The organism is Corynebacterium sp. HMSC14H10, from assembly GCF_001807105.1.
GTDB lineage: Bacteria > Actinomycetota > Actinomycetes > Mycobacteriales > Mycobacteriaceae > Corynebacterium > Corynebacterium jeikeium_D.
Window position 1 is genome coordinate 1 of the sequence record NZ_KV787427.1, and the last position, 21,591, is coordinate 21,591.

Here is a 21,591-nt window from a genome sequence, read left to right on the forward strand (position 1 = left end):
GGAAAAGACACACTTTTCTTTACTTAACCCAAGAATGCGATTGGTTCGCAGGGAAAGATAGCAAAAACCACCGCGCTCTGCCTCCCCTCCCTGGGGAGCCGAGCGTGGTGGTTTTCTACGTGTTGGCTACGTAATTAGTTGTTGTAGCCGTCGGCCGGGGCAGCCGACTCGCGAGAGTTCAGGTCGTCGAGCTGGGACTCCAGGAAGGTCTTCAGGCGAGTGCGGTACTCGCGCTCGAAGATGTGCAGCTCCTCGATGCGCCCCTCCAGAGCGGTCTGCTGCTCCTTGACGGTGGTCATGATCTCGTGGTGCTTGCGCTCTGCATCGTCCTGCAGCGCGGTTGCCTTCTGCTGCGCTGCGGTGATGGTGGCGTTAGAGCGAGCGTCTGCGTCGCTGATCATCTGCTCGCTGCGCTGGCGAGCGTCAGTGAGGGTCGACTCAGACTCGTTACGGGCATCAGCCAACAGCTGCTCACTGCGCTTCTTGGCATCAGCCAAAGTTGCTTCTGCCTCATTGCGAGCGTTGGTGATAGTGCGCTCGGCCTCTTCATTGGCCTCTGCCACGGTGCGGTCAGCGTTTTCACGAGCCTCGGTGACAAGCTTGTTGGCCTCAGCGTCGGCGTCAGTGGTGACGCGATCAGCGGTGTCCTGAGCAGCCTGCAGGATACGAGCAGCGCGGAGGCTAACTTCCTGCGACTCGGTGCCGGTGCTTGCTGCAACTGCCTGCGGCTGCTCCGCAGCTGCGGAGGAAGCCTGCTGTGCAGAAGCCTCTGCCTCAGAAGCACGCTTCTCAAGAGCATCCAGACGATCCTGGTAGTGAGCCTCAATCTCCTGCTGCTGAGCGCTCAGGCGCTCGTTGTACTCAGCGCGCAGCTCCTGCTCAATTTCCTTGCGCAGCTTGTCCTCATCGACAGCCGGCGCCGCAGCGGCAGCACCGGAAGCAGCGTAGTCTGCGCCGCCACCCTGCTCTAGCTGACCCTCAAGGTCCTCAACCCGCTGGCGCAGCTCAGCGTTTTCATCCTGGAGCTCACCCAGTGCGTCCTCTACGAGGTCGAGGAACTGATCGACCTCGTCCTCGTTGTAACCACGCTTGCCAATCGGAGGCTTGCTGAAAGCCACATTATGCACATCAGCCGGAGTCAACGGCATGGTGAGTTCCCCTAACACTTTGAGCGGACAGTTCTTAAGAAATCTTAAGAGAATTATTTCCAGTAGTACTGTTTACCCGGCCAATCCTACCTGCTCTAGTCACAGTCCTCACCCCATTTATTTTGGGCAGGACTCTATCCCCCACGTTCTAACCAATGGCAAAGTTCTAGTAAAACGTTAAACCTCGCCCTTACCCTGCACCTTTAGCCACAGAACTTTACCCCCGACACAATAAAAACCCATTGGGGATTACATTCCCCAACGGGTTCCTATTGTTGCCCCCGATTAACACCCCCGGCGGCAATTCAATGCCCGAGAACATCGCATTCGGGACAGTCAAAACAACACAGCTCCACCGAAATCCACATTGTGGATCCCAAGCAAACAGTTAGCGATATTTACGCCACCGCGCCGAGAGCTACCTGCAGCACCATTCGCAGAATCATAAGGGTGAAGAACAAAACAAGCACAGACATGTCCACCATCACGTTGCCCATCGGCATAGGCGGGATGAGTCGGCGCAACAGCTTCACCGGCGGGTCGGTAATGACAAAAACAACTTCGCCAATCGACGAAAACACCCTGCCTGGTCGCCAAGAGCGAGAAAATGACTGAATCATTTCAATCACAATGCGAGCCAACAGCAGATAGGTGAAAAGCTTCAGCAGGATTAGCAGAACTAGCAGTAGTGAAGACACGAATAAACAGTCTAGCTAATTAATCGAAATACGAAACACTAACAAGCCATGCGAGCCGGCTGACTAGCCGGACATCCGGTCGAACTGGCCCTCGTTGACATCGCAGCCATGCGGGTACAGGGTGAACACGGAGCCGTCAGCCTTGATTCGACCGCGCAGACCGAAAACCAGTCCAGCAACGAAGTCGACGTAGCGCTTAGCCTCAGATGGGTCAAGCTCACTCAGATCGAAGGTGACAATGTCACCGTCGCGGAAGTGCGAACCGATGTCCGGAGCCTTGGAGTACTTGTCCTGGAAACCACTTTCCGGCTTGATGAAGACCTGCTCCGGTTCCTTGGTCTCAGCAACGGAGTGCAGGTTGCCGTAGCGGTAGTCCTCCTCGCGGGAGTTCACACTTGCAGTCTCACGTGGAGCCTCTTCGCGCAGCTCGTAGCGGTGGCGCTCCGCACGACGCGAGTCGGCATAGGAGTCATCAAAACGCTCCTCGTCACGGCGGTCAAACTCGTCGTAGTGCTCGTCGTAAGCCGCGTCATCAGTCGGGGTAAGACCGAAAAAATTTGAAACCCCACGGAAGAAATCAGCCATCTTCTGCTACGTCCTTCTTAGTGTGCGAATTTAAGTCTGTGCTACCCACAACCTACCGGCTGGGTTGGCAATATCGCATAGACACGCGCAAATTTGGCGCGCCAAAATTACAACTTTGAAACTTAGCCCTGCTCAGGCAGGATTACGATGCCCGCCTGACGGCCAGTCTTCCCCTCCCGCCGGTAGGAAAAGTACTGCTCATTTTCAATAGTGCAGCTGGGCTCGACATTGACATGCCGTACACCGAGGTCATAGAGCTGACGCATCAGGCCGGCGCGCACGTCGACACCGGCAGTCCCCTGCTTCGTTCGCATCTTCGCTCCGGGCAAATGCTTATCGACGTCATCGGCCATCGACTCAGGCACCTCGTAATTGTGGCCAGAAGCCGCCGCACCGAGAAGCGCATGGATATTCTCGGGCGTGGCACCGAGCTCAATCATCTTCTCGACAGATTTACGAACGATTCCGTTGCGGGCACCGGTCCGCCCTGCGTGTACCGCAGCGGCGACACCCGCATAATCGTCGGAAAGCAAGACGGGAACGCAATCGGCAACGAGCACTACCAGCGCGAGACCCGGCGTGGTCGTGACGATGGCGTCGGTAGCCGAGACAGGCTCAGTTTGTGGTTCGTTGACGACGGTGACCGTGTTGGTGTGAAGCTGCTCCATGTAGACGAAGCGGGCACGGTCGATTCCCAGAGAATCGGCCAAGCGCTGGCGGTTGCGTTCGACTGCGGACGGGTCATCGCCGACATGATCTCCAAGATTGAAGGAATCATATGGTGGCAGCGAAAACCCGCCGCGCCGATTCGTCAGAATTTTTCGGCTGCGGCGGGATTCAGTCATGATTTCTTAGAAGCCCCACTCCGGCAGGTCACTGGAAGCCTGGTAGCCGCCACGACGGTCGTCGCGGTCATCGCGGTGAGCACCACGGTAGTTGCGGTTTTCCTGCGTACGCGGTGTCGGGTTATCGGTGAACAGACCACCGCTGTTCGGGTTGGTGCGCGGGACAAAGCGGTCGCGATCCTCACGCTCGCGCGGCTGTGCGACCGGGCGCTCTTCCTCCACACGCGGGGCCGGAGCGCCGAGGTTGTCACCGCCCGGCAGTGCGCTGCCCTGTCGCGGTGCCTGCTCAGCGGCCGGACGCGCCTCGGCATCCTGTGCAGCCGGACGTGCAGCGGCACCTGCGGCTGGCTTGTCCAGCGGGTTGCCGTTACCCTGCTCAAAACCGGTAGCAATCACAGTGACGCGAACTTCGTCACCGAGGTTGTCGTCGATAATGGTACCGAAGATGATGTTGGCATCCGGATCAGCCTTTTCCTCCACGATGGACGCGGCGGCGTTGACCTCCATCAGGCCGAGATCGGAGCCACCGGCGACGGAAATAAGCACACCCTGTGCACCATCCATGGTGGACTCCAGCAGCGGGGAGTTAATGGCCTGAGTCGCGGCATTCATCACACGGTCGTCGCCGCGTGCGGAGCCAACGCCCATCAGAGCCGAGCCAGCCTCAGCCATTACCGAGCGGACGTCGGCGAAGTCGACGTTAATCATGCCCGGAATGGTAATCAGGTCAGTAATACCCTGGACACCGTTGTAAAGAATCTCGTCGGCAAAGCGGAACGCGTCCATCATGGACAGATCCTGCTCACCAATCTGCAGCAGACGCTGGTTCGGAATGGTGATAAGGGTGTCACAGACCTCCTTGAGGGTTTCAATGCCCTCAGCGGCCTGGCGTGCACGGCGCTTGCCCTCGAAGTCGAACGGCTTGGTTACCACGCCGACGGTCAGGGCACCGGACTTCTTGGCGATGCTCGCGACAACCGGAGCTGCACCGGTACCGGTTCCACCGCCCTCACCTGCGGTAACGAAGACCATGTCGGCGCCCTTGAGGGTCTCTTCAATCTCGTCCTTGTGGTCTTCCGCGGAAGTGCGGCCAACCTCGGGGTTAGCGCCAGCTCCCAGACCACGAGTTGCCTCACGCCCAATGTCGAGCTTGACATCAGCGTCGGAGAACATCAGGGCCTGCGAGTCGGTGTTGACTGCGATAAATTCGACACCCTTCAGCCCCTCCTCGATCATGCGGTTGACAGCATTGACGCCACCGCCGCCGACACCGACGACTTTGATAACGGCGAGGTAGTTATTCGGGGAGGTCATTGCGCGTTTCTCGCCCTTTCCTATAGGTCCTAAATAATTTCATCTAGCCACGTTGCACATGGGCCGCACGACAGCATTGGCACCGCCGGGCAGTACAGCTCTCCATGACACCGCACGGAAGAAGTGCATCATGGCCGAAAAGCTGTTGACCCCATTGTGGTCGAAAACTGCAAATAATTCAGCGACCTTTTAGCGCGTGTCGCTACCTTAAACCTGCACTTGAGGGATAGTGTTTAGCCACAGAAATCACTCCAGACACCACCATTCTCTACTCTCCCTTAGCAGCGGGTAGTCGGGGGTTGGAGACATTCCAAATCTTCTCGCCACGGTTCAGCACAATCTCCGTCGCGCGTGCCTTTTCTGCCGCATTATCCGAGGACCCGAAGTACACCTCGTATCCATCGGTCAGAAATAGCTTGATTTCTGCCTCGGAAGGAGCGCTAATCCGCTCCACACGGTGTGCAACGGGCTCTGGCAACGCCTTGACGACGTTCAAAACCGCCTTGATAACGCGCGGTTCGGGGTCAACTTTGCCGTCTGTTGGCTCATCCACGCGAGGTGCATCAACAACCTCGATGACACCCGCCGGCGGGGCTGCCGTGACGAACTCCTGACCATTTGCGGAAAACAGATGCTCTCCGTCAGTGGCACGGACAAACACCACCGGGGTGAATTCCCGTACCGAAATAGTCACGCCCTGCGGCCACGAACGACTGACCGTCACGCTATCGACCCACGGCTGCCCCGCCACGGAGCGCGCTGAGGCATCCGTGTCCAAGCGAATGAGCTTTTGATTCTCGGAGATACCACTGGCCTCGACAATCGCGTCTTTATCCCCGTGGACGACGCCCTCAACATCGATGTTTTTCACAACCAGCCACGGCGAAAACCACACCACCGCTGCAACGATGGCGATAATCGCGACCAGGCCACCGCCGATGAGCCAGCCGCGTCGCGGGGCGCGCGCTGAACGCCGACGCCGCGACGCTGTTGTGCCCCGGCCTGCACCGTCGGTCTGCTGAGATTGCTTTCGGCTGGTTTTCACAGTGCTACGACTCCACCTGTTCGTCGTTGTCTCCGCTGAGCTCGCGCACGATTTCGTCGGCAAGCATCGTCACAGAGCCAGCGCCGATGGTCAGAATGACATCGTGCGGTTCGGCGATTTCGCGAACGCGAGCCGGGACGCTGGTGAAATGCGGCTCATACGTCACAGGGATGGTCATTTTGTTGGCAATGAGCGCGCCGTCGACGCCCGGCAGTGGCTCCTCGCGGGCGCCGAAGACATCGAGCAATACGGCCTTGTCCGCCAGAGACAGGGCGGCAGCGAACTCTTCGGCAAAGTTGCGAGTACGCGAGTACAAGTGAGGCTGGAACACAGCGATGACCTTGCCACGACCGGCCTCGGTGACCAACTCCCGAGCTGCGCCCAGAACTGCGGAGACCTCGGTCGGGTGATGCGCGTAGTCGTCGTAGATACGAGCGCCAACAAATGGGCCCTCGCCGATACTGCCGTGGTAGTCAAAGCGGCGACGGACACCGGTGAATTCACCGAGACCGCGCGCCATACGCCCCAAATCTGCCCCGACGCAGTCGCCACCGACCATTGCAGCCAGCGCGTTGAGCGCCATGTGACGGCCGGGCTGATGAAGTTCAAACCTCACCGATGTCGAGCCAACAGTGGCCTCCACGCGGGCACCACCACCGACCGGAGTCCAGCCGTGCAAAACGGCACCGACCGGCAGCGTCGGGTGTTGAGCCAAGGCTTCTTCCCCACCATAAGCCAGCACGTTAATGCCGCGCTCCACCGCGCGCTCGCCCAATGCGGCCGCATGCGGATCCTCAGCACAGATGACCAGATGACCGCCATCCTTAATGCGCTCTGCAAAAGCGTCAAAGACGGCGTAGTAGGTCTCGTCGTCACCGAAAAAGTCAAGGTGATCGGGCTCGATGTTGGTAATTACGGCCACTTCCGGCTGGTAGGTCAACAACGAGGCATCCGACTCATCGGCCTCAGCAACAAAGACATCGCCACTGCCCTGGTGAGCATTGACACCGGCCTTGCTCATCAGACCGCCAACGGCAAAAGACGGATCCAAACCAGCTGCCTGCAAAGCGGCGACGGTCATCGATGTAGTCGAGGTTTTGCCGTGAGTACCGGCGATCAGGAGAGCCTTGGAGTCCTGCATCAACAGCGCTAACACATCGGAGCGTTTGAGCACCGGAATGTCCAGCTCATGTGCACCGGCCAGCTCCGGATTCGTCTTCGGGATAGCAGCGAAGGAAATGACCACTGCGTCCGGCAGCTCTCCCTCGCCAGCAAGCTCGAGATTCGCACGGTCATGCCCAATGGCGATGGTGGCTCCCATCGCACGTAGTCCCACCACCGCGCGGGACTCCTTGACATCGGAACCGGTAACACGAATGCCACGCGCCAACAGGATGCGAGCGATACCGGACATACCGGCACCGCCAATGCCAATCATGTGGACACTTGCGGGCAGCTCTCCCGTTACCGGCTGAAAGTCATCGAAATTAACGTTCATGTTTATGCTCGCTTTACTTCTTAGAGTTCACAGCCGCAGACAGCACCCGACGGGCGATGTTCTCCGCAGCGTTACCATGTCCAATGTTGGCCAGGGCGCGGCGCCCGTCGGCAAGCTTTTCTGGGGACGTGACCAGCGGAATCACGATATCCGAAACTGATGCCGCAGTCAGCGACTCGTCGGCGATGAGAATACCGCCACCAGCATCGATGACATCGGTGGCGTTGAGCGCCTGTTCCCCATTTCCGTGTGGCAGCGGAACGTACACCGCAGGCAAGCCGACAGCTGAGACTTCAGCCACCGTCATCGCACCGGAACGGCACAAAATCAGGTCGGCGGCGGAGTACGCCAGATCCATCCGGTCGATGTACGGCACAGCGACATAGGGGGCGTCCTCGCGGATAGCCTCGACCTCGACGTGATTCTTCTTGCCGTAGGCATGCAGTACAGATACACCGGCGTTGGCGAGCTCTGCGGCTGCACCGGTAACAGCTTCGTTGATGGAACGTGCCCCCTGCGAACCACCGGTGACAAAGAGCACCGGACCCTCCTGCGGTAAACCGAAGAACTCGCGGGCTTCGGCACGCTTGGCGTCGCGGTCCAACGCCGCGAGACTGGCACGCACGGGATTGCCAACAACCTCGGCCTTCAGGCCAGAGCCAGTCACGGCAGCCAAACCGACGCCCCCGAGTGCGACACCGAGCTTATTGGCCAGGCCCGCACGGGCGTTGGCCTCGTGAACCAGGAACGGAATCTTCTTCCCCGCACGGCACGCCATGTAGGCCGGTGCCGATACGTAGCCACCAAAGCCGATGACCGCATCAGCGTCAATGCGCTTGAAAACCTTGCGGGTCTCACGCACCGCACGAGCGACGTTGAGAGGCAGCTTGAACAAATCCGCAGTCGGCTTGCGCGGCACCGGCACTGGCGGAATCAGCTCTAGGTCATAGCCTCGCGCCGGTACGAGGGTTGACTCCAACCCCCGATTCGTACCGAGTGCAATGACGCGGGCATCCGGCTGCAGTTTCAAAATCGCATCCGCTACTGCCAGTGCAGGTTCGATATGGCCAGCCGTACCACCGCCGGCCACCACAATGGTCGGAGCAGAGCCATCTTCCTTGAGAAACTGCTCAGACTCCGAAGCGCCTTTCGCCCCAGCGGCTGCGCCCAGATTCTTGTCTGCCATGGTGTTATCGATTCCTCCTCCGCGGTGCTGAACCGCCGTTCCTATTGTTTCGGCCCGGGCGCTGGCGCGAACGCGACTGTCCGCCACGACCTTCGCCCCGAATCCTACTGCCCCGGCCTGAGCTTGACGACGACCAGGAGCCCTGTGACCGTCCAGCCCGCGGCGACCTCGCTGTAAATCCCCGCGTCCGTCCGTTGTCACTGCGAGGGGAATAATCCACTTCGCGGCCACGAACGCTGCCCGAGTTTCCGGAGCTGCCGGAGGTTCGGGAGCCACGCTGCGGGGCGGCACCTCGACCACTGCGGCTGCCTCCACTACGGCCGGGCCGATTGGGTCGGTCAGCTCGGCCACTGTAGGTTTCCCGCACCTGCGCCCCCTCGCCGCGTGGAGTACGCGCTCCACTGGTCACCACGGGAGGACCGAAGCGTTGCGGATCGCGATGGGCACGCACCTTCGGCGCGTGGCGACGCGATTCGTCATACGGGATTGGTTCCGGAATACCCAGGAACCTGTCCAGCCCCGGACGTCCCGAAGTCTGCATTGCAGAGACTGCCTCCGATTCGTGGCGGGCACATGTGGCCAGCAGACCCATCGAGAACAACGTCACCATCGCCGATGTACCACCGGCGGAAATCAGCGGCAGCTGCAGACCAGTCACTGGCAACGCACCAACGACGTAGCCGATGTTGATGAAAGCCTGCACCACGGTTGCAGCAGTAATCGTGCCCGCGAGCAGACGGAGAAACGGATCGTTCTGACGACCGGCGATACGAAGTCCCACCCAGCCGAGCGCTGCGTAGAGCAAAATAACCATCAGCGCGCCGAGGAAACCAGTCTCCTCACCGATAATGGCGAAAATAAAGTCATTCTTCGCCTCCGGTAGGTATCCCCACTTCGCGCTCGACTGACCGAGACCGACACCGGTGAGAGAGCCGTCGGCAAGCGAAAGAAAGCCTTGGTAGGACTGGTAGGCATCGCCCTGCACGTCGTTGAAGTTACCAAGCAGCGAGTCCAAGTAGACCCTGATTCGCGCCGAACGGAAACCCGCGGTGACGGTAAAAATCACCAGGGCGAAAGCCGCAGCGGCAAGCAGCCCGGTGATGAATACGCGCGGCAGGCCAGCGAACCACGCCAACGCCACCACGACGAACGCCATGGAAGCAACCATGCCGAGGTCACGCTGCAGCATCACCAGTGCCAATACCACGAAGCTGACCGCACCGAACAGCCCGAACAAATCGGTATAGGACACAGCAGTGCGGACCTTTTCAGCCAGCAGCTTCGAACCCCACAGTGCCAGCGCGATCTTCGCGATTTCTGACGGCTGCATGGTGATACCACCAATACTCAGCCACGAACGCGCACCGGTTTCCTCCAGGCCGATGCCGATACCAGGGATAATCACCAAAACCAGCAGCACAAAGGACAAAATCAGCGCTGCTGTCGATAGCGAGCGAATCAATTCCACCCGCATTCGCAGCACGATCCACATGGAGATGAGACCCGCCACCACCATGACCAGCTGACGGATGAACACCGACCACACGCTGCCCGAGTCATTACCCGCGCTGGCCATGGATGCCGACAGCACCATCACCAGTCCGATTGACGTCAGCAGCGCGACGATAATCATCAGTAGGTGGTAGTCGAACAGCGGACGCGACTTCCAGTCGTTAAAACGCTCCACCCACGCCGGCCGCTCTCGAGCACTAGAGCTAGACGACGAGGGCCGCTGTGAACTGGTAGCCTTCGTCCCCTTTTGTGCCGTCGCGGCACTAGCGCTTAAATTACGAGCCTTGCGGGAGTTATCCATCAGTTGACGTCACCTTCTGCGCCCATTGCGCGAACAAGTCGCCACGTTCAGCCATTCCGGAGTACATGTCCAAGCTGGCGGCAGCTGGTGCCAACAGCACCACATCCCCAGGGTTGGCATATTCACTAGCTGCCATACAGACCTTTGCCATGGCATCGACCTTGTCGGTGTCATCAATGACAACGACCGGCACAGCAGGTGCGATGCGGGAGAGCGCATCGCTGACTAGTTGCCTATCGACGCCCAGAACCACGGCGGCCTGCAGGCGGTGAGCATGCTTCGCCACTAGCGGCGAGATTTCCGCGCCCTTGAGCTGACCACCGACGATCCAAACGACACGCTCATGACCGGACAGTGCAGCGTCGGCAGCGTGGGGGTTGGTGGCCTTGGAGTCATCAATCCACACGACATCATTTGCCTTATGGACAATCTGACCGCGGTGTGCCCGAACTTCGAAAGTCTCCAATGCCGCTGCAATTTGCTCCGGTGAGGTACCGATACTGCGCGCCATCGCAGTGGCGGCCACCGCGTCGAGAACACCTGCCCGGCCGGGAGGAGAAATTCCCGCTACCGGTGCGATGACAATGCCCGGACCAGAGTCGTCAGCTGCGGCATCGCCGCCGCCAAAAGCGCGGTCGACAATCATGCCGTCGCGAACTCCGACCTGGTGTGCCTCCGGGGGACCATCGGTAAAGCCCACGACGGAGTTGCCGAGCTCGTCGTTTTTCAGCATCTTTTCCACGTGCTCGACGACATCTGCGTCATCCGCACCGTAGATTGCGACAGTACCGCGCAGCGCACGGGTCTTGTCCAGACCGTAGTTTTCGTAAGAACCGTGCCAGTCGATGTGGTCTTCCGCCAGGTTCAGCAGTACTCCCGCATCTGGGCGAATGTTTGGAGCCCAGTGCAGCTGGAAGCTGGACAGCTCTGCGGCCAACACCTCGATACGAGGCTCAGCAGTCAGTGCGTCGTACAGAGCCACACCAATGTTGCCCACAGCTGCGCCCTGCTCCCCGAGCATGGCGGCCAGCATGGAGGTGGTTGTGGTCTTGCCGTTAGTGCCGGTGACTACCAACCAGGTCCGTTTCGGACCCCACAGCTGGGCACAGTCGCAGGCGAAAGCCAGCGCCACATCACCGAATACCGGGACACCGGCCTCAGCGGCGGCGCCGAACAGCGGACTGGTCGGACGCCACCCCGGGGAGGTCACGATCGCAACCGCGTCGGCAAGCTCGTCGCGAGCGTCTGCGGTCGTGACATGCCGAACCGAAAAGTCAGCGGCAACCAGTGCGCCGAGCGCGGAGTCGTCCACGACGACAACTTCCGGACAGCCGATGTCCTTAAGCATCGCAATGGCACCGCGACCGGAAACCCCGGCTCCTGCCACCAGAACTCGACCAGAGCGCACCGTAGCGACTAAGTCGAGATTTCGGATATCGGTGAGGTTGGTCGGGTCTGGTGAGTTAATCATTGAAATACGCCTACCTGAGAGAGCCAGTCACTGTAGAAGATGGCTGCGCCAATCATGTTGAAAATGCCTGCGAGTAGCCAGAAGCGAACGACAACAGTTGTCTCCGCCCAACCTCCGTTTTCGAAGTGGTGATGGAGAGGAGCCATGCGGAATACGCGCTTGCCAGTCGTTTGGAAAACCGCGATCTGGATTGCCACGGAAGCAACTTCCATCACGAAGATGAAGCCAATGATAACCATCAGCAGCTCAGTCTTGGTGACAAATGACAGACCCGCTACCAAACCGCCAAGAGCCAGCGAACCGGTATCTCCCATGAAGATCTTTGCCGGCGCTGCATTCCACCACAGGAAGCCCAAACAGGCGCCCAGACCCGCGACGGAAATAACGGCGATATCCAGTGGATCGCGGACGTTGTAGCAACCGCTGCCCAGCGAAGCCTCGCAAGAGTTACGGAACTGCCAGAAGGAAATCAGCGTGTAGGTGGCCAGTAGCAGCGCGGTGGCGCCAGCGGCCAGGCCGTCAAGGCCATCAGTGAGATTGACGGCATTCGTCCATGCGGCAATGACGATGAAGACAAATACCAGGAAGACAATCATGCCGAACCACACAGGCCCCGGTGCCAGATTCAGGAACGGAATATCTCGAATCAGCGACAAGCTCGTCGAACCGGGAGTCAAGCCAGACGCATCCGGGAACTGCAGCAGCAGCACGCCGAAAATCAGTGCTGCCGCCAGCTGCCCAACCAGCTTCGCTGTCTTGTTCAGCCCCAGGTTGCGTCCTTTGTAGAGTTTGATGAAGTCATCGGCAAAACCCAATGCGCCCATCGCCAGAACAAGGAACATCACCAACAGACCGGAGGCGGACGGCCCCACGCCAGTCTGGATATACGTAACGAGGTGTGAGAGGAAATAGCCAGCGACGATTGCGGCGATGATGGCGATGCCGCCCATAGTCGGAGTTCCCCGCTTGCGCAGGTGGCTCTTCGGCCCTTCTTCACGAATCTCCTGGCCAAGACCTTCAGCAGAGAATTTGCGAATAAGCACTGGTGTTAAAAAGACACTCACCAGGAATGCAATCGCACCACTGAGAATAAGTTGAATCACTTACTTTTCCTCTCCGCTTTCACCTTCGGGCGTAGTCCCAACCTTGGCAGCCAGCGAGTCCGCGACCCGCCACATACCGTCCGCATAGGAGGCCTTGACTAACACCACATCGTCCGGACGCACCTCGGCCGCCACCAAATCCGCGGCAGTGGATGTATCCGGCACCCTAGAAGTATTTAACCCCAACTCTTCCGCTTTGTCGGCCAGGGCATGCACATTAGAACTCTCTCCGACTGCAATTAGTCGATCGATGCCGCGGCCCACAAGGTACTCGCCAAGCGACGAGTGCTCATCTTCAGCGGAATCACCAAGCTCACCCATCTGTCCCAGCACGGCCCACGATGAGGCGTCCTGGTGCGTTGGGCTAGCTGCTGTACGTGCCAGAGCGTCAATCCCCGCACGCATCGAATCAGGGTTGGCATTATAGGAGTCGTTAATTACGACGATATTGCCAGTGAGCTGCTGGACATCCATGCGCCGCTCTGACGCTGCCACATGCGCGGCCATCGCCTTTGTGACCTGCTCAGCATCAATACCGGACTCCACTGCCACCGCAATCGCCGCCAGGGCATTGGCCACTTGGTGCGCACCATAGACCTGCAGTTGGATCGGGAATGTACGCCCATCCGGTACATGCAGGTCAAAAGATGCACGAGCAAAATCATCGAGCTGCACATTCGTGGCGCGGTAATCCGCGGTTGCGTGGCGTTCGGAGTTCTCATCGGCAGAGAAGAACACCACCTTCGCCTGGGTACGCGGAGCCATGCCAGTGACGTAGTCATCGTCGGCATTGAGTACGGCCACACCGCCCTGCTCCGCAGCCGGCAGCGCTTCCACGAGCTCGCCCTTAGCCTGCGCGATTGCCTCGCGCGAGCCAAACTCACCAAGGTGCGCCGTGCCAACATTGAGCACCGCACCGATCGTCGGTGGCGCGATGCGCGCCAGGTGGGCCACATGCCCAATTCCGCGTGCGCTCATCTCCGCAACCAGGTACTTCGTCTCCGGAGTGCACTGCAGCACCGTGTACGGATGCCCAATTTCGTTATTAAACGACCCCTTCGGCGCCACCGTCGGACCGTCGGTACGCAGCAGCGTCGCCATCATGTCCTTCGTCGACGTCTTTCCCGCCGAACCCGTGACACCGACAACATGCAGCTGATCCTTCTTCAGCTCGTCGACGACGTAACGCGCCAACTTACCAAGCGCTTCCAGCACCGCCGCCCCGGAACCATCCGGATCGTGTGCAAATGCGTCGGCATTGGAGTCCTGCTTACCAAGGGGCTTGACGACGACCGCAGGTTGCCCAACATCTCGTGCCGCCAGTGCCATCGTCGCTCCAGCGGCCACAGCCTGATCGATGAAGTCGTGGCCGTCGACACGCGCGCCCGGCAGGGCGAGGAAGAGCGAGCCTTCGCGAATTTTTCGGGAATCGAATTCTGCGGGCTGAGTCACTGTGGCGTCATCATCGACGTGGACGAGTTCACCTCCCACGATGTGAGCGATTTCCGCGGCGGTCAGGGCAATCATGATGTCTATAGTCCTTGTTGGTTAGAGTTCCAGGCGCCTAGTAAAGGATGATTTCTTGATTTTATTCGCTTACCGCGAATGGTTCGCGGTAGGCATGTCAGGTGGTGCGCTTCCTCAGCGATTTCAGCAATCTCAATCAGCGGATCCCTCCAGTCGCTGTGTGAGTGCTTCGGCCAGCTGTTCACGGTCATCGAACGGGTGAATCACGCCACCGATATCCTGGCCGGTTTCGTGTCCCTTGCCAGCCACCACGATGCTGTCACCGCTGTGGGCGAGCTCGACGACACGGCGAATTGCCTGGCCGCGATCGCCGATTTCCTCAACAACCGTGTCAGAACTGGCCTTGCCGCTGGCAACGGCTTCCTTCGCACCGGCGACCACGGCCGCACGGATTTCAGAGGGCACCTCGGAGCGTGGGTTGTCATCGGTGATGATGACGACATCGGCACCGCATGCAGCCTCAGCTCCCATAATTGGACGCTTGGCACTATCGCGGTCGCCACCGGCGCCGACGACAACCAGCACGCGACCTTCGGTCTGTGCGCGCAATGTGGCCAACACCTCAGCTACTGCGGCTGGCTTGTGGGCATAGTCCACCACAGCCAGGAAGTCCTGTCCGCGGTCGATGCGCTCCATGCGGCCTGGCACACGCACCTGCGCCAGGCCGCTCTTGGCCGCGTCATTGGCATGCCCAATCGCATCGAGCACAGCCCATGCGACTGCGGCATTGGCAACGTTGAAAGCACCCGGCAGAGGAACTTCCACCTCAACTGTGTCAGTGTTGTTTCGCGTTAGCTCCACATGCTGGACACCGTTAGTGGCGACAGTGGCTGCAGCGGCGTGCCATTCTGCAAAGACCTCGGCAGCTGGCGTCTTGTCGGTTACGCGATGCTGAGTATGGACAGTGGTGACTTGGACATCCGGGTCGCCGGCAGCGATATCTGCCATGCGGACACCCCAGTCGTCGTCGATGCACACGACAGCCTTCGGTGCATGTGTCGGACCTTCAGGATCAAAGAGCTTGGCCTTGGCTTGGAAATACTCTTCCAAGGTCTTGTGGAAGTCCAGGTGATCCTGCGAGAGGTTGAGGAAACAGCCGACGTCGAAACTGACTCCGTCTACACGTCCCAACGACAGTGCGTGGGAAGAAACCTCCATGACAACGTGCGTCACACCCTCGGAGAGCATCTGGTGGAACAGGCGCTGGAGGGCTGGAGCCTCTGGGGTAGTCAGGCTCGACGGAACGGCACGACCATTGATGCGCGTGCCGGTAGTACCAATGATGCCTGTCGAGCATCCAGCTGCCAGCAGCGCGCCCTCCAGCATGTAGGTCGTGGTGGTCTTGCCAGAGGTGCCGGTAACCCCAATGATGGTCAGTGAATCCGAGGGATGATCGTAGATTTCTGCAGCAACGTGCCCCATGACGGCCCGGACATCGTCGACAACCAGGACTGGGCGAGTCTCCCCTGCTTCCCGCAGGATTTTCAGACCTTCCTCATCAGTCAGGATCGCTGTAGCAGCCGACTGCTGCGCGTAGCGCGCACCATGCGTGCGAGTACCTGGGACGGCAGCAAACATTCCGCCTTCAGGCACTTCGGCAGCGTTGAGTTCGATCGCGGCGATATCCGCTCCTGCCGCCGCGGATTCGGTAATGCCGTCAAGTCGGCCATGCGCGAGGTTACACAATTTCGCAAGGGTGGCGGTCATTGGCTGTTCCCTCTTTCAAGTCAGTCGTTGGTGTACAACAAATTGGAAAAATTCAAGAGATTCACTTTGCAGAAACCAAAGTAATAAAAGTCTGTGTATTAGTGCTGTCGCGGTAACTTCATTGTGGTGGTGACCTCGTTACGGCTGCAGCAACAACTTGCCTTCGCGGGGTGGCGACGGCGGTACGTTGTAGCGGTTAAGCGCCCAAGCGGCGATGTCCTTAAACAGTGGGGCTGCTGACTGACCGCCGTCACCATGAACACCACGCTGGGGTTCGTCAAGCATGATGCCAATGACAAAACGGGGATCGTCGGCAGGCGCGATGCCTGCAAACGTGATGTAGTACTTGGAATTCGAGTACGCGCCGGTGTCGGGGTCAACCTTCTGCGCCGTACCTGTCTTGCCTGTGAGCGAATACCCCTCAATACTATTTCCGGCAGCGGTACCCGACTGCTGCCCCGTGGGATCAGACTGCATAACGCCTTCAAACATGGCGCGCACAGTTTGGGCGGTCTCCGGGCTAACCACACGCACTGTTTCCGGGCGCTCTGTTGCCGTCTTCGTGCCGTCCGGGGAAATTGTCGAACGAATCATACGCGGCGGGATGCGCTCGCCATCGTTGGCGATTGCCTGGAAAACTCCTGTCATCTGCAGCAGTGTCATGGCCATACCCTGACCAATGGGCAGGTTCGCAAATGTACCGCCGGACCACTGCGGACGCTGCGGCACCAAGCCGGAAGATTCACTGGGCAACTCGATACCCGTGGACTGCCCCAGCCCGAAGAGATGCAGCATCTCAGCGAAGCGGTCCTGACCCAAACGCTCTGCCAGCATTAGGGTGCCGACATTGGAGGACTTGCCGAATACACCGGTCGTCGTGAAAGCTTCCGTGCCGTGCTCCCATGCATCGCGCACGGTGACACCCGCCATATCAATCGTGCCCGGAACCTGCAGAACCTCATCCGGTGTGGTCTTGCCGTCTTCGATAGCGGCCGCTGCGGTAATAATCTTTGCTACAGAGCCCGGCTCAAATGGGTTCGATACAGCGGAGTTTCCGATAGTGCGCCCCTCTTCGAGCTCGGCCCCCATATCCTTATTCGGGTTAGCCGTGTCCGCCTGCGCCATTGCAAGCACTTCGCCGGTCTTCGCGTCGAGCACGACTGCCGACGCATCCTTCGCTCCCGAGTTGGCCTTCGCCTGGTTGACCTGCTGCTGGACAAAGTACTGCATGTCGAGGTCCAGGGTCAGCTCGTAAGTCGTACCGTCCACAGCTGCGTGGACATCGCGCGTGGATCCCGGGATTGCCACACCGTTAGAGGCGATATCAATGGTCTTGCCACCGTTAATACCCTGCAAAGTGGCATCACGAGAGGCTTCAAAGCCGAACTGGCCGACGCCATCCATGCCAATCTTGCCGATGACGTTAGCCGCCGTCGCCCCATTCGGGTACTGGCGAATATCCTGACGCTCCGCCACCAGTTCCGGATACTTTTCCACGATGGCAGCGGCCTTGTCCGGGTCGACATTACGCACGAGCACCTCATAGGTGCTGTCCTCATTGCGCAGCTTCTCCAGAATGTCCTTCGAGCTCACCCGGGACGGCGCGCTCATCACCGAGTTCTCCTCGGTTTCGGGTTCCGCTTGACGACGGCGACTGCTTCCCGACTTCTCCGCGTCGATGTCGGCCACGTCGAGTAGCTTCGGCAAATCCTTGGCGATCTGCTCGAGGCGTTCATCGTAGGTAGCGACATCATCCGGGCGCTGCTTATGGGCGTCCCCAATCCACTTGCGCAAAGTGTTCGGGTGAACGGTAATACTGCGTGCCTCCATAGTGAAGGCAAGCTGAGCTCCGTTACGATCGAGAATCGCACCGCGCCGAGCTGCATCAACAACTTCCACCGTGCGCTGATTCTGCGCCGCCGCCGACAGGTCAGGACCTGCGACGAGCTGCACCCAAGCCAAACGGGAGACCAGCACTACAACTGCGATAGCGCCTATAAACTGCAGCCAGTTGCGACGTCGGATGAAGTCCTTATTACTAATGCGCATTTTTTCGCGCGGGGGCACGCTTCGGTTGGTTTTAGCATCGAGCCCCCGGCTGCGCTGACCATCCCGAACGCGACTTTGGCCTCTGCGCTCACGGGATGTAATTCGGTAAGCACGTTCGCCGAAGTCATACCCCCCTCCACGGTTGGGGTAGTCGTCTTCAGATCGAATCATGCGCTAGTGCTTTCTACTAAGTCGATTCTCCCGCGCGCGATAACGTTAGGCGGTATTCCCTGCCATCGCGAGTACTGAATTAATTAGTCTACAGTCGACTGACCAGAAACAGTGGAACCGCCAGAATATCGGACAGTTGGCCAGTTTGGCCCAGTTTGTTTTCTAAGTTCCTACGGTGCTGGAGCTGGCTCGGGTGCCGGAGCTTCCGGTGCTTCCGGCGCCGCGACTGGCGCTTCTGGGGCTGGCGCTGGCGCTTCAGCCTCAGGCGCGGGTGCCGGAGCCGGCGCAGGTGCTGGTGCGGGCTCATGGTTCTGCGGCGCATACGGAGCGGTTGCCGGCAACCCGTTCGGACGTGGGTGCGCTTCCTCAATGGCCGGTGCCTGCATCCCCGGAACATTCTCGGTGTCCTTCGGGTTCGACGACGGCGCATGCGGAACATTCGGCGACTCACTGTTGAGGTCGATAATCTTCTGCTGCTTCTCATCGCCCGGTCGCACTTCCACGACCTTGCCTTCCGGATCAGTCGTCAAAACGGCAGGCTGCTCCGGATTGACCATGCCCTCTTCCACAGCACGCTGCGCGATAGCACCGGTTGACTTCATGTAAGCAACATCCCGCTCGAGCACCTCCAGCTGGTTACGCAGCTCCTTTTCCTTGGTCTGCGCAGCATCCAGCTGCAAGGATGTCGAGGTCGAAATACCCGACAGCCACATCGCCGCCACGATTCCGGCAACGACGAGAATAATCATCACGGCCGCACCGGCAAACTTGTGGTTATCCCTCGAGGACGTCGTAACGCGACGCCCACGCACCGAGATGACCTGCTGAGAACCTGTGCGCCCAAACCGCCTGCGCTGATAAAGATCCTGTTTCGTGCGGGCGCTGCGGCCGCGCTGACGAGTCTTCGTCTTGGCACCGGCGACGGTTGCAGATGCGCCGCGGGAGGTGCGCCGGGTGGGGGCGTGCTCCGTGATTGTCGTTGCCATGCTCGAAAGTTCTCCCAGTACTTAGATTGTGAAGGGTGCGTTTGGTGCGGTTGAAAGGTTTGGGTCAATCGGCTCGAATTCGCTCGATACAGCGAACTCTCACCGGTGCGGCTCGGGGGTTGTCTTCGATCTCGCTTGCCGACGCCTTTTCCGCACCTCTCGTGATGAGAGCAAAGTGCGGTTCATGCCCCGGAAGCTCCATCGGGAGCCCCGGTGGGGTTGTCGACTTCACGCGCTCCGCAAAGTCCTTCTTGACGATGCGGTCTTCCAGGCTCTGGTAGCTCATGAACACTGCACGCCCATCGACTGCGAGTGCATCGCAGACCTGTGGCAGTACATTTTCCAGAGCTTCAAGCTCACGATTTACCTCGATACGAAGAGCCTGAAACGTACGCTTGGCCGGGTGTCCGCCCTTGCGGCGAGATGCCGCCGGAATGGTTTCGTAGAGCAGCTCAACCAGACGGCCGGAGGTCGTAAACGGTTCCTTCTCCCGCTCACGCAGGATTGCCGAGGCGATCTTGCCGGCGAAGCGCTCGTCGCCGTAGGTCGATAGGATGCGCGCGATATCACCGTGCGAATAGGTATTGAGCACATCCGCTGCGGTAATCCCCTGGCTTGCATCCATGCGCATGTCCAGCGGGGCGTCGACTCGGTAGGCGAATCCACGATTGACCTGGTCAAGCTGCATCGAGGAAACACCGAGATCGAAAAGCGCACCTGCAATGCCCTTCTCAGCGGCGCGGGCGAGAATATCCTCCGCGCCACTTCCACCAGCGGCTGCAGGAATCTCACCACTGAGCACCTCGGCGAGCGAATCGAAACGCACACGGAAGGCTACAAAGCGATCACCGAAGCGCGCGAGACGCTCTTCTGCCCCTCGCAGTGCATTGTCATCGCGATCGAGTCCAATGACGCAGAGATTCGGGAACTGCTCCAGCAGATATTCCGTGTGCCCACCGGCACCAAGAGTGCCGTCGACAACTACTGCGTCGTCACCCAGTGCCTCGATGCCCGGGCGCAACAAATCAGTTACTCGATGAAGCAAAACGGGGACATGACCAAACTCGCCGGACTTGCGATCATCCGCAGGTGCCGATCCGTTCATTTCCCCCTCCTCACCGGGTATGTTTGCACTGGTCAGAGAATCTATCGAGTGTATTCCCGGTTTGCTTAACGACGAGTGCCGCGCCAGCAACCAGACCGCACCTCATGAGCACTACTGGGAATGCTGCTATCGGTGCTTAAAACAAAAAGCGGGGATGTTCACAGGGCCCCGCCTGACAGAACCTGGTATCGGGGAAGTACACCAGGGGCTATCAGGCAGAGTCCATGCGGACATTCCCTCTTTTCGGTTATTCCATGCGGTTTATAAAACGCCGAACAGCGAGTCATCCTCACCTTCGGAGAAATCAGCTTCATGCTCCGCCTGGTAGGCCTCCCAGGACTCTTTGTCCCAGATCTCCAGAAAGTCAATAGAGCCGATAACCACGCACTCCTTGGAGAGATTCGCGTACCGACGGTGATCCATCGATAACGTGATTCGCCCCGAACCATCGGGCCGCTGCTCATCGGTGCTCGCCGCAAGATTTCGGATGAAAGCTCGCGCCTTGGCATTCGTACGAGAGGCCTTAGTAGCCCGCTGAGCTAATTTGACGAACTCCTCTTTCGGATACACCGCCAGAGAATGATCCTGTCCCTTAGTGACCATCAGGCCACCTGCGAGATCCTCGCGGAACTTCGCCGGCAACGTCAGGCGCCCTTTGTCATCAAGCTTCGGCGTATAGGTGCCCAGAAACATGCGTCACTGGCCTCCTATCCCCGTGTCAACCTCAATGTCAACGCACAAACGCTTACCGAATTCAGGGATTTAGGCGTTGCCTTCAAGCAGAGCCAGAGGGCTGCGCTTTACCGCAGTGCCAAAATCTCGCCAAACCTTAAGCGCAAATCGGATATTCACTTCTGCAATGTTGACCAACCTCAATCAACATCACGCCCCACTTTACCCCACTATCTGCCACTATCAACACAAGAAGGAGAAAAATAGTCACAGCATCAGCGCAACCCCACCGCCAGGACATCCATTTTAACCCAATTGACCTGGGATTTTAAAGAATCCTCTCGACAATTAAAGTGCGAATAAAAAGTGGGGCACCCACCCGCGACCACGCCGACAACGACGCCACACCAACCACATTGTTAACAGAAAGCAGTTTACGCCCCACTACCCACCACCTACCTGCTAGAAACTATCCAGATTGAACCTGATCGCCAGAATTAGCGCGTTGACCTGCAATTTTGTGTCGCCAGAGCCAAACTTTCGGAGATACCAACAACGACCGCAGATAAGAATTCCTCCATCCCAATAGCTAAGTGGGGAAAAGTGGGGACTCGGGGTGGGGCAAAGTGGGTGAGATCTTGTGGGTTAAGTGACAAAAAGTGTGTCCG

General features: G+C 59.1%; 17 protein-coding genes. All 17 read right to left on the minus strand.

The annotated features are described in order from the left end of the window. Nucleotides 1-134 precede the first annotated feature (134 nt). Nucleotides 135-1,148 carry a DivIVA domain-containing protein gene (locus HMPREF3135_RS06745; protein WP_049170271.1) on the minus strand — a complete coding sequence of 338 codons (1,014 nt, stop codon included), beginning with the start codon at nt 1,146-1,148 and terminating at the stop codon, nt 135-137. 398 nt (nt 1,149-1,546) lie between these two features. Continuing rightward, nucleotides 1,547-1,846: a YggT family protein gene (locus HMPREF3135_RS06750; RefSeq protein ID WP_070438840.1), complete on the minus strand. Its 300-nt coding sequence runs from the start codon at nt 1,844-1,846 to the stop codon at nt 1,547-1,549. Between the two features lie 63 nt (nt 1,847-1,909). Then, nucleotides 1,910-2,431, minus strand: coding sequence for a cell division protein SepF (sepF, locus tag HMPREF3135_RS06755; RefSeq protein WP_048731168.1), 522 nt, complete (start codon nt 2,429-2,431; stop codon nt 1,910-1,912). A gap of 122 nt (nt 2,432-2,553) precedes the next feature. Continuing rightward, nucleotides 2,554-3,276 (minus strand): peptidoglycan editing factor PgeF, encoded by a 723-nt coding sequence (pgeF, locus tag HMPREF3135_RS06760; protein ID WP_016422995.1) that lies wholly within the window; start codon nt 3,274-3,276, stop codon nt 2,554-2,556. Nucleotides 3,277-3,282: 6 nt separating this feature from the next. Beyond that, nucleotides 3,283-4,590, minus strand: coding sequence for a cell division protein FtsZ (gene ftsZ / locus HMPREF3135_RS06765; protein WP_016422996.1), 1,308 nt, complete (start codon nt 4,588-4,590; stop codon nt 3,283-3,285). 268 nt (nt 4,591-4,858) lie between these two features. After that, nucleotides 4,859-5,635 carry a cell division protein FtsQ/DivIB gene (locus tag HMPREF3135_RS06770; RefSeq protein ID WP_049170266.1) on the minus strand — a complete coding sequence of 259 codons (777 nt, stop codon included), beginning with the start codon at nt 5,633-5,635 and terminating at the stop codon, nt 4,859-4,861. Nucleotides 5,636-5,639: 4 nt separating this feature from the next. After that, nucleotides 5,640-7,133: a UDP-N-acetylmuramate--L-alanine ligase gene (murC, locus tag HMPREF3135_RS06775; protein ID WP_049170265.1), complete on the minus strand. Its 1,494-nt coding sequence runs from the start codon at nt 7,131-7,133 to the stop codon at nt 5,640-5,642. 13 nt (nt 7,134-7,146) lie between these two features. Beyond that, entirely contained in the window at nt 7,147-8,319 is a 1,173-nt protein-coding gene (gene murG, locus HMPREF3135_RS06780) for an undecaprenyldiphospho-muramoylpentapeptide beta-N-acetylglucosaminyltransferase (RefSeq protein WP_016422999.1), read from the minus strand. A 4-nt stretch (nt 8,320-8,323) separates the two neighbouring features. After that, nucleotides 8,324-10,132, minus strand: coding sequence for a putative lipid II flippase FtsW (gene ftsW / locus HMPREF3135_RS06785; RefSeq protein ID WP_070438843.1), 1,809 nt, complete (start codon nt 10,130-10,132; stop codon nt 8,324-8,326). Beyond that, the gene (gene murD / locus HMPREF3135_RS06790) at nt 10,125-11,603 is read right to left on the minus strand and encodes a UDP-N-acetylmuramoyl-L-alanine--D-glutamate ligase (RefSeq protein ID WP_070438846.1); all 1,479 of its coding nucleotides are present in this window, start codon (nt 11,601-11,603) and stop codon (nt 10,125-10,127) included. Before murD ends, ftsW begins: the two co-directional genes overlap by 8 nt. Further along, nucleotides 11,600-12,706, minus strand: coding sequence for a phospho-N-acetylmuramoyl-pentapeptide-transferase (mraY, locus tag HMPREF3135_RS06795; protein ID WP_016423002.1), 1,107 nt, complete (start codon nt 12,704-12,706; stop codon nt 11,600-11,602). The genes murD and mraY overlap by 4 nt, the downstream gene beginning before the upstream one ends. Beyond that, nucleotides 12,707-14,233, minus strand: coding sequence for a UDP-N-acetylmuramoyl-tripeptide--D-alanyl-D-alanine ligase (gene murF / locus HMPREF3135_RS06800; protein WP_049192948.1), 1,527 nt, complete (start codon nt 14,231-14,233; stop codon nt 12,707-12,709). It lies immediately after the preceding gene. Nucleotides 14,234-14,365: 132 nt separating this feature from the next. Beyond that, nucleotides 14,366-15,940: a UDP-N-acetylmuramoyl-L-alanyl-D-glutamate--2,6-diaminopimelate ligase gene (locus tag HMPREF3135_RS06805; protein ID WP_049190471.1), complete on the minus strand. Its 1,575-nt coding sequence runs from the start codon at nt 15,938-15,940 to the stop codon at nt 14,366-14,368. A gap of 138 nt (nt 15,941-16,078) precedes the next feature. After that, entirely contained in the window at nt 16,079-17,989 is a 1,911-nt protein-coding gene (locus tag HMPREF3135_RS06810) for a peptidoglycan D,D-transpeptidase FtsI family protein (protein WP_049190475.1), read from the minus strand. A 341-nt stretch (nt 17,990-18,330) separates the two neighbouring features. Further along, nucleotides 18,331-19,146 carry a cell division protein FtsL gene (locus HMPREF3135_RS06815; protein WP_049190478.1) on the minus strand — a complete coding sequence of 272 codons (816 nt, stop codon included), beginning with the start codon at nt 19,144-19,146 and terminating at the stop codon, nt 18,331-18,333. Nucleotides 19,147-19,210: 64 nt separating this feature from the next. Further along, nucleotides 19,211-20,251: a 16S rRNA (cytosine(1402)-N(4))-methyltransferase RsmH gene (rsmH, locus tag HMPREF3135_RS06820; RefSeq protein WP_049170260.1), complete on the minus strand. Its 1,041-nt coding sequence runs from the start codon at nt 20,249-20,251 to the stop codon at nt 19,211-19,213. A gap of 261 nt (nt 20,252-20,512) precedes the next feature. Next, nucleotides 20,513-20,944: a division/cell wall cluster transcriptional repressor MraZ gene (gene mraZ / locus HMPREF3135_RS06825; RefSeq protein WP_005510286.1), complete on the minus strand. Its 432-nt coding sequence runs from the start codon at nt 20,942-20,944 to the stop codon at nt 20,513-20,515. Nucleotides 20,945-21,591 lie beyond the last annotated feature (647 nt).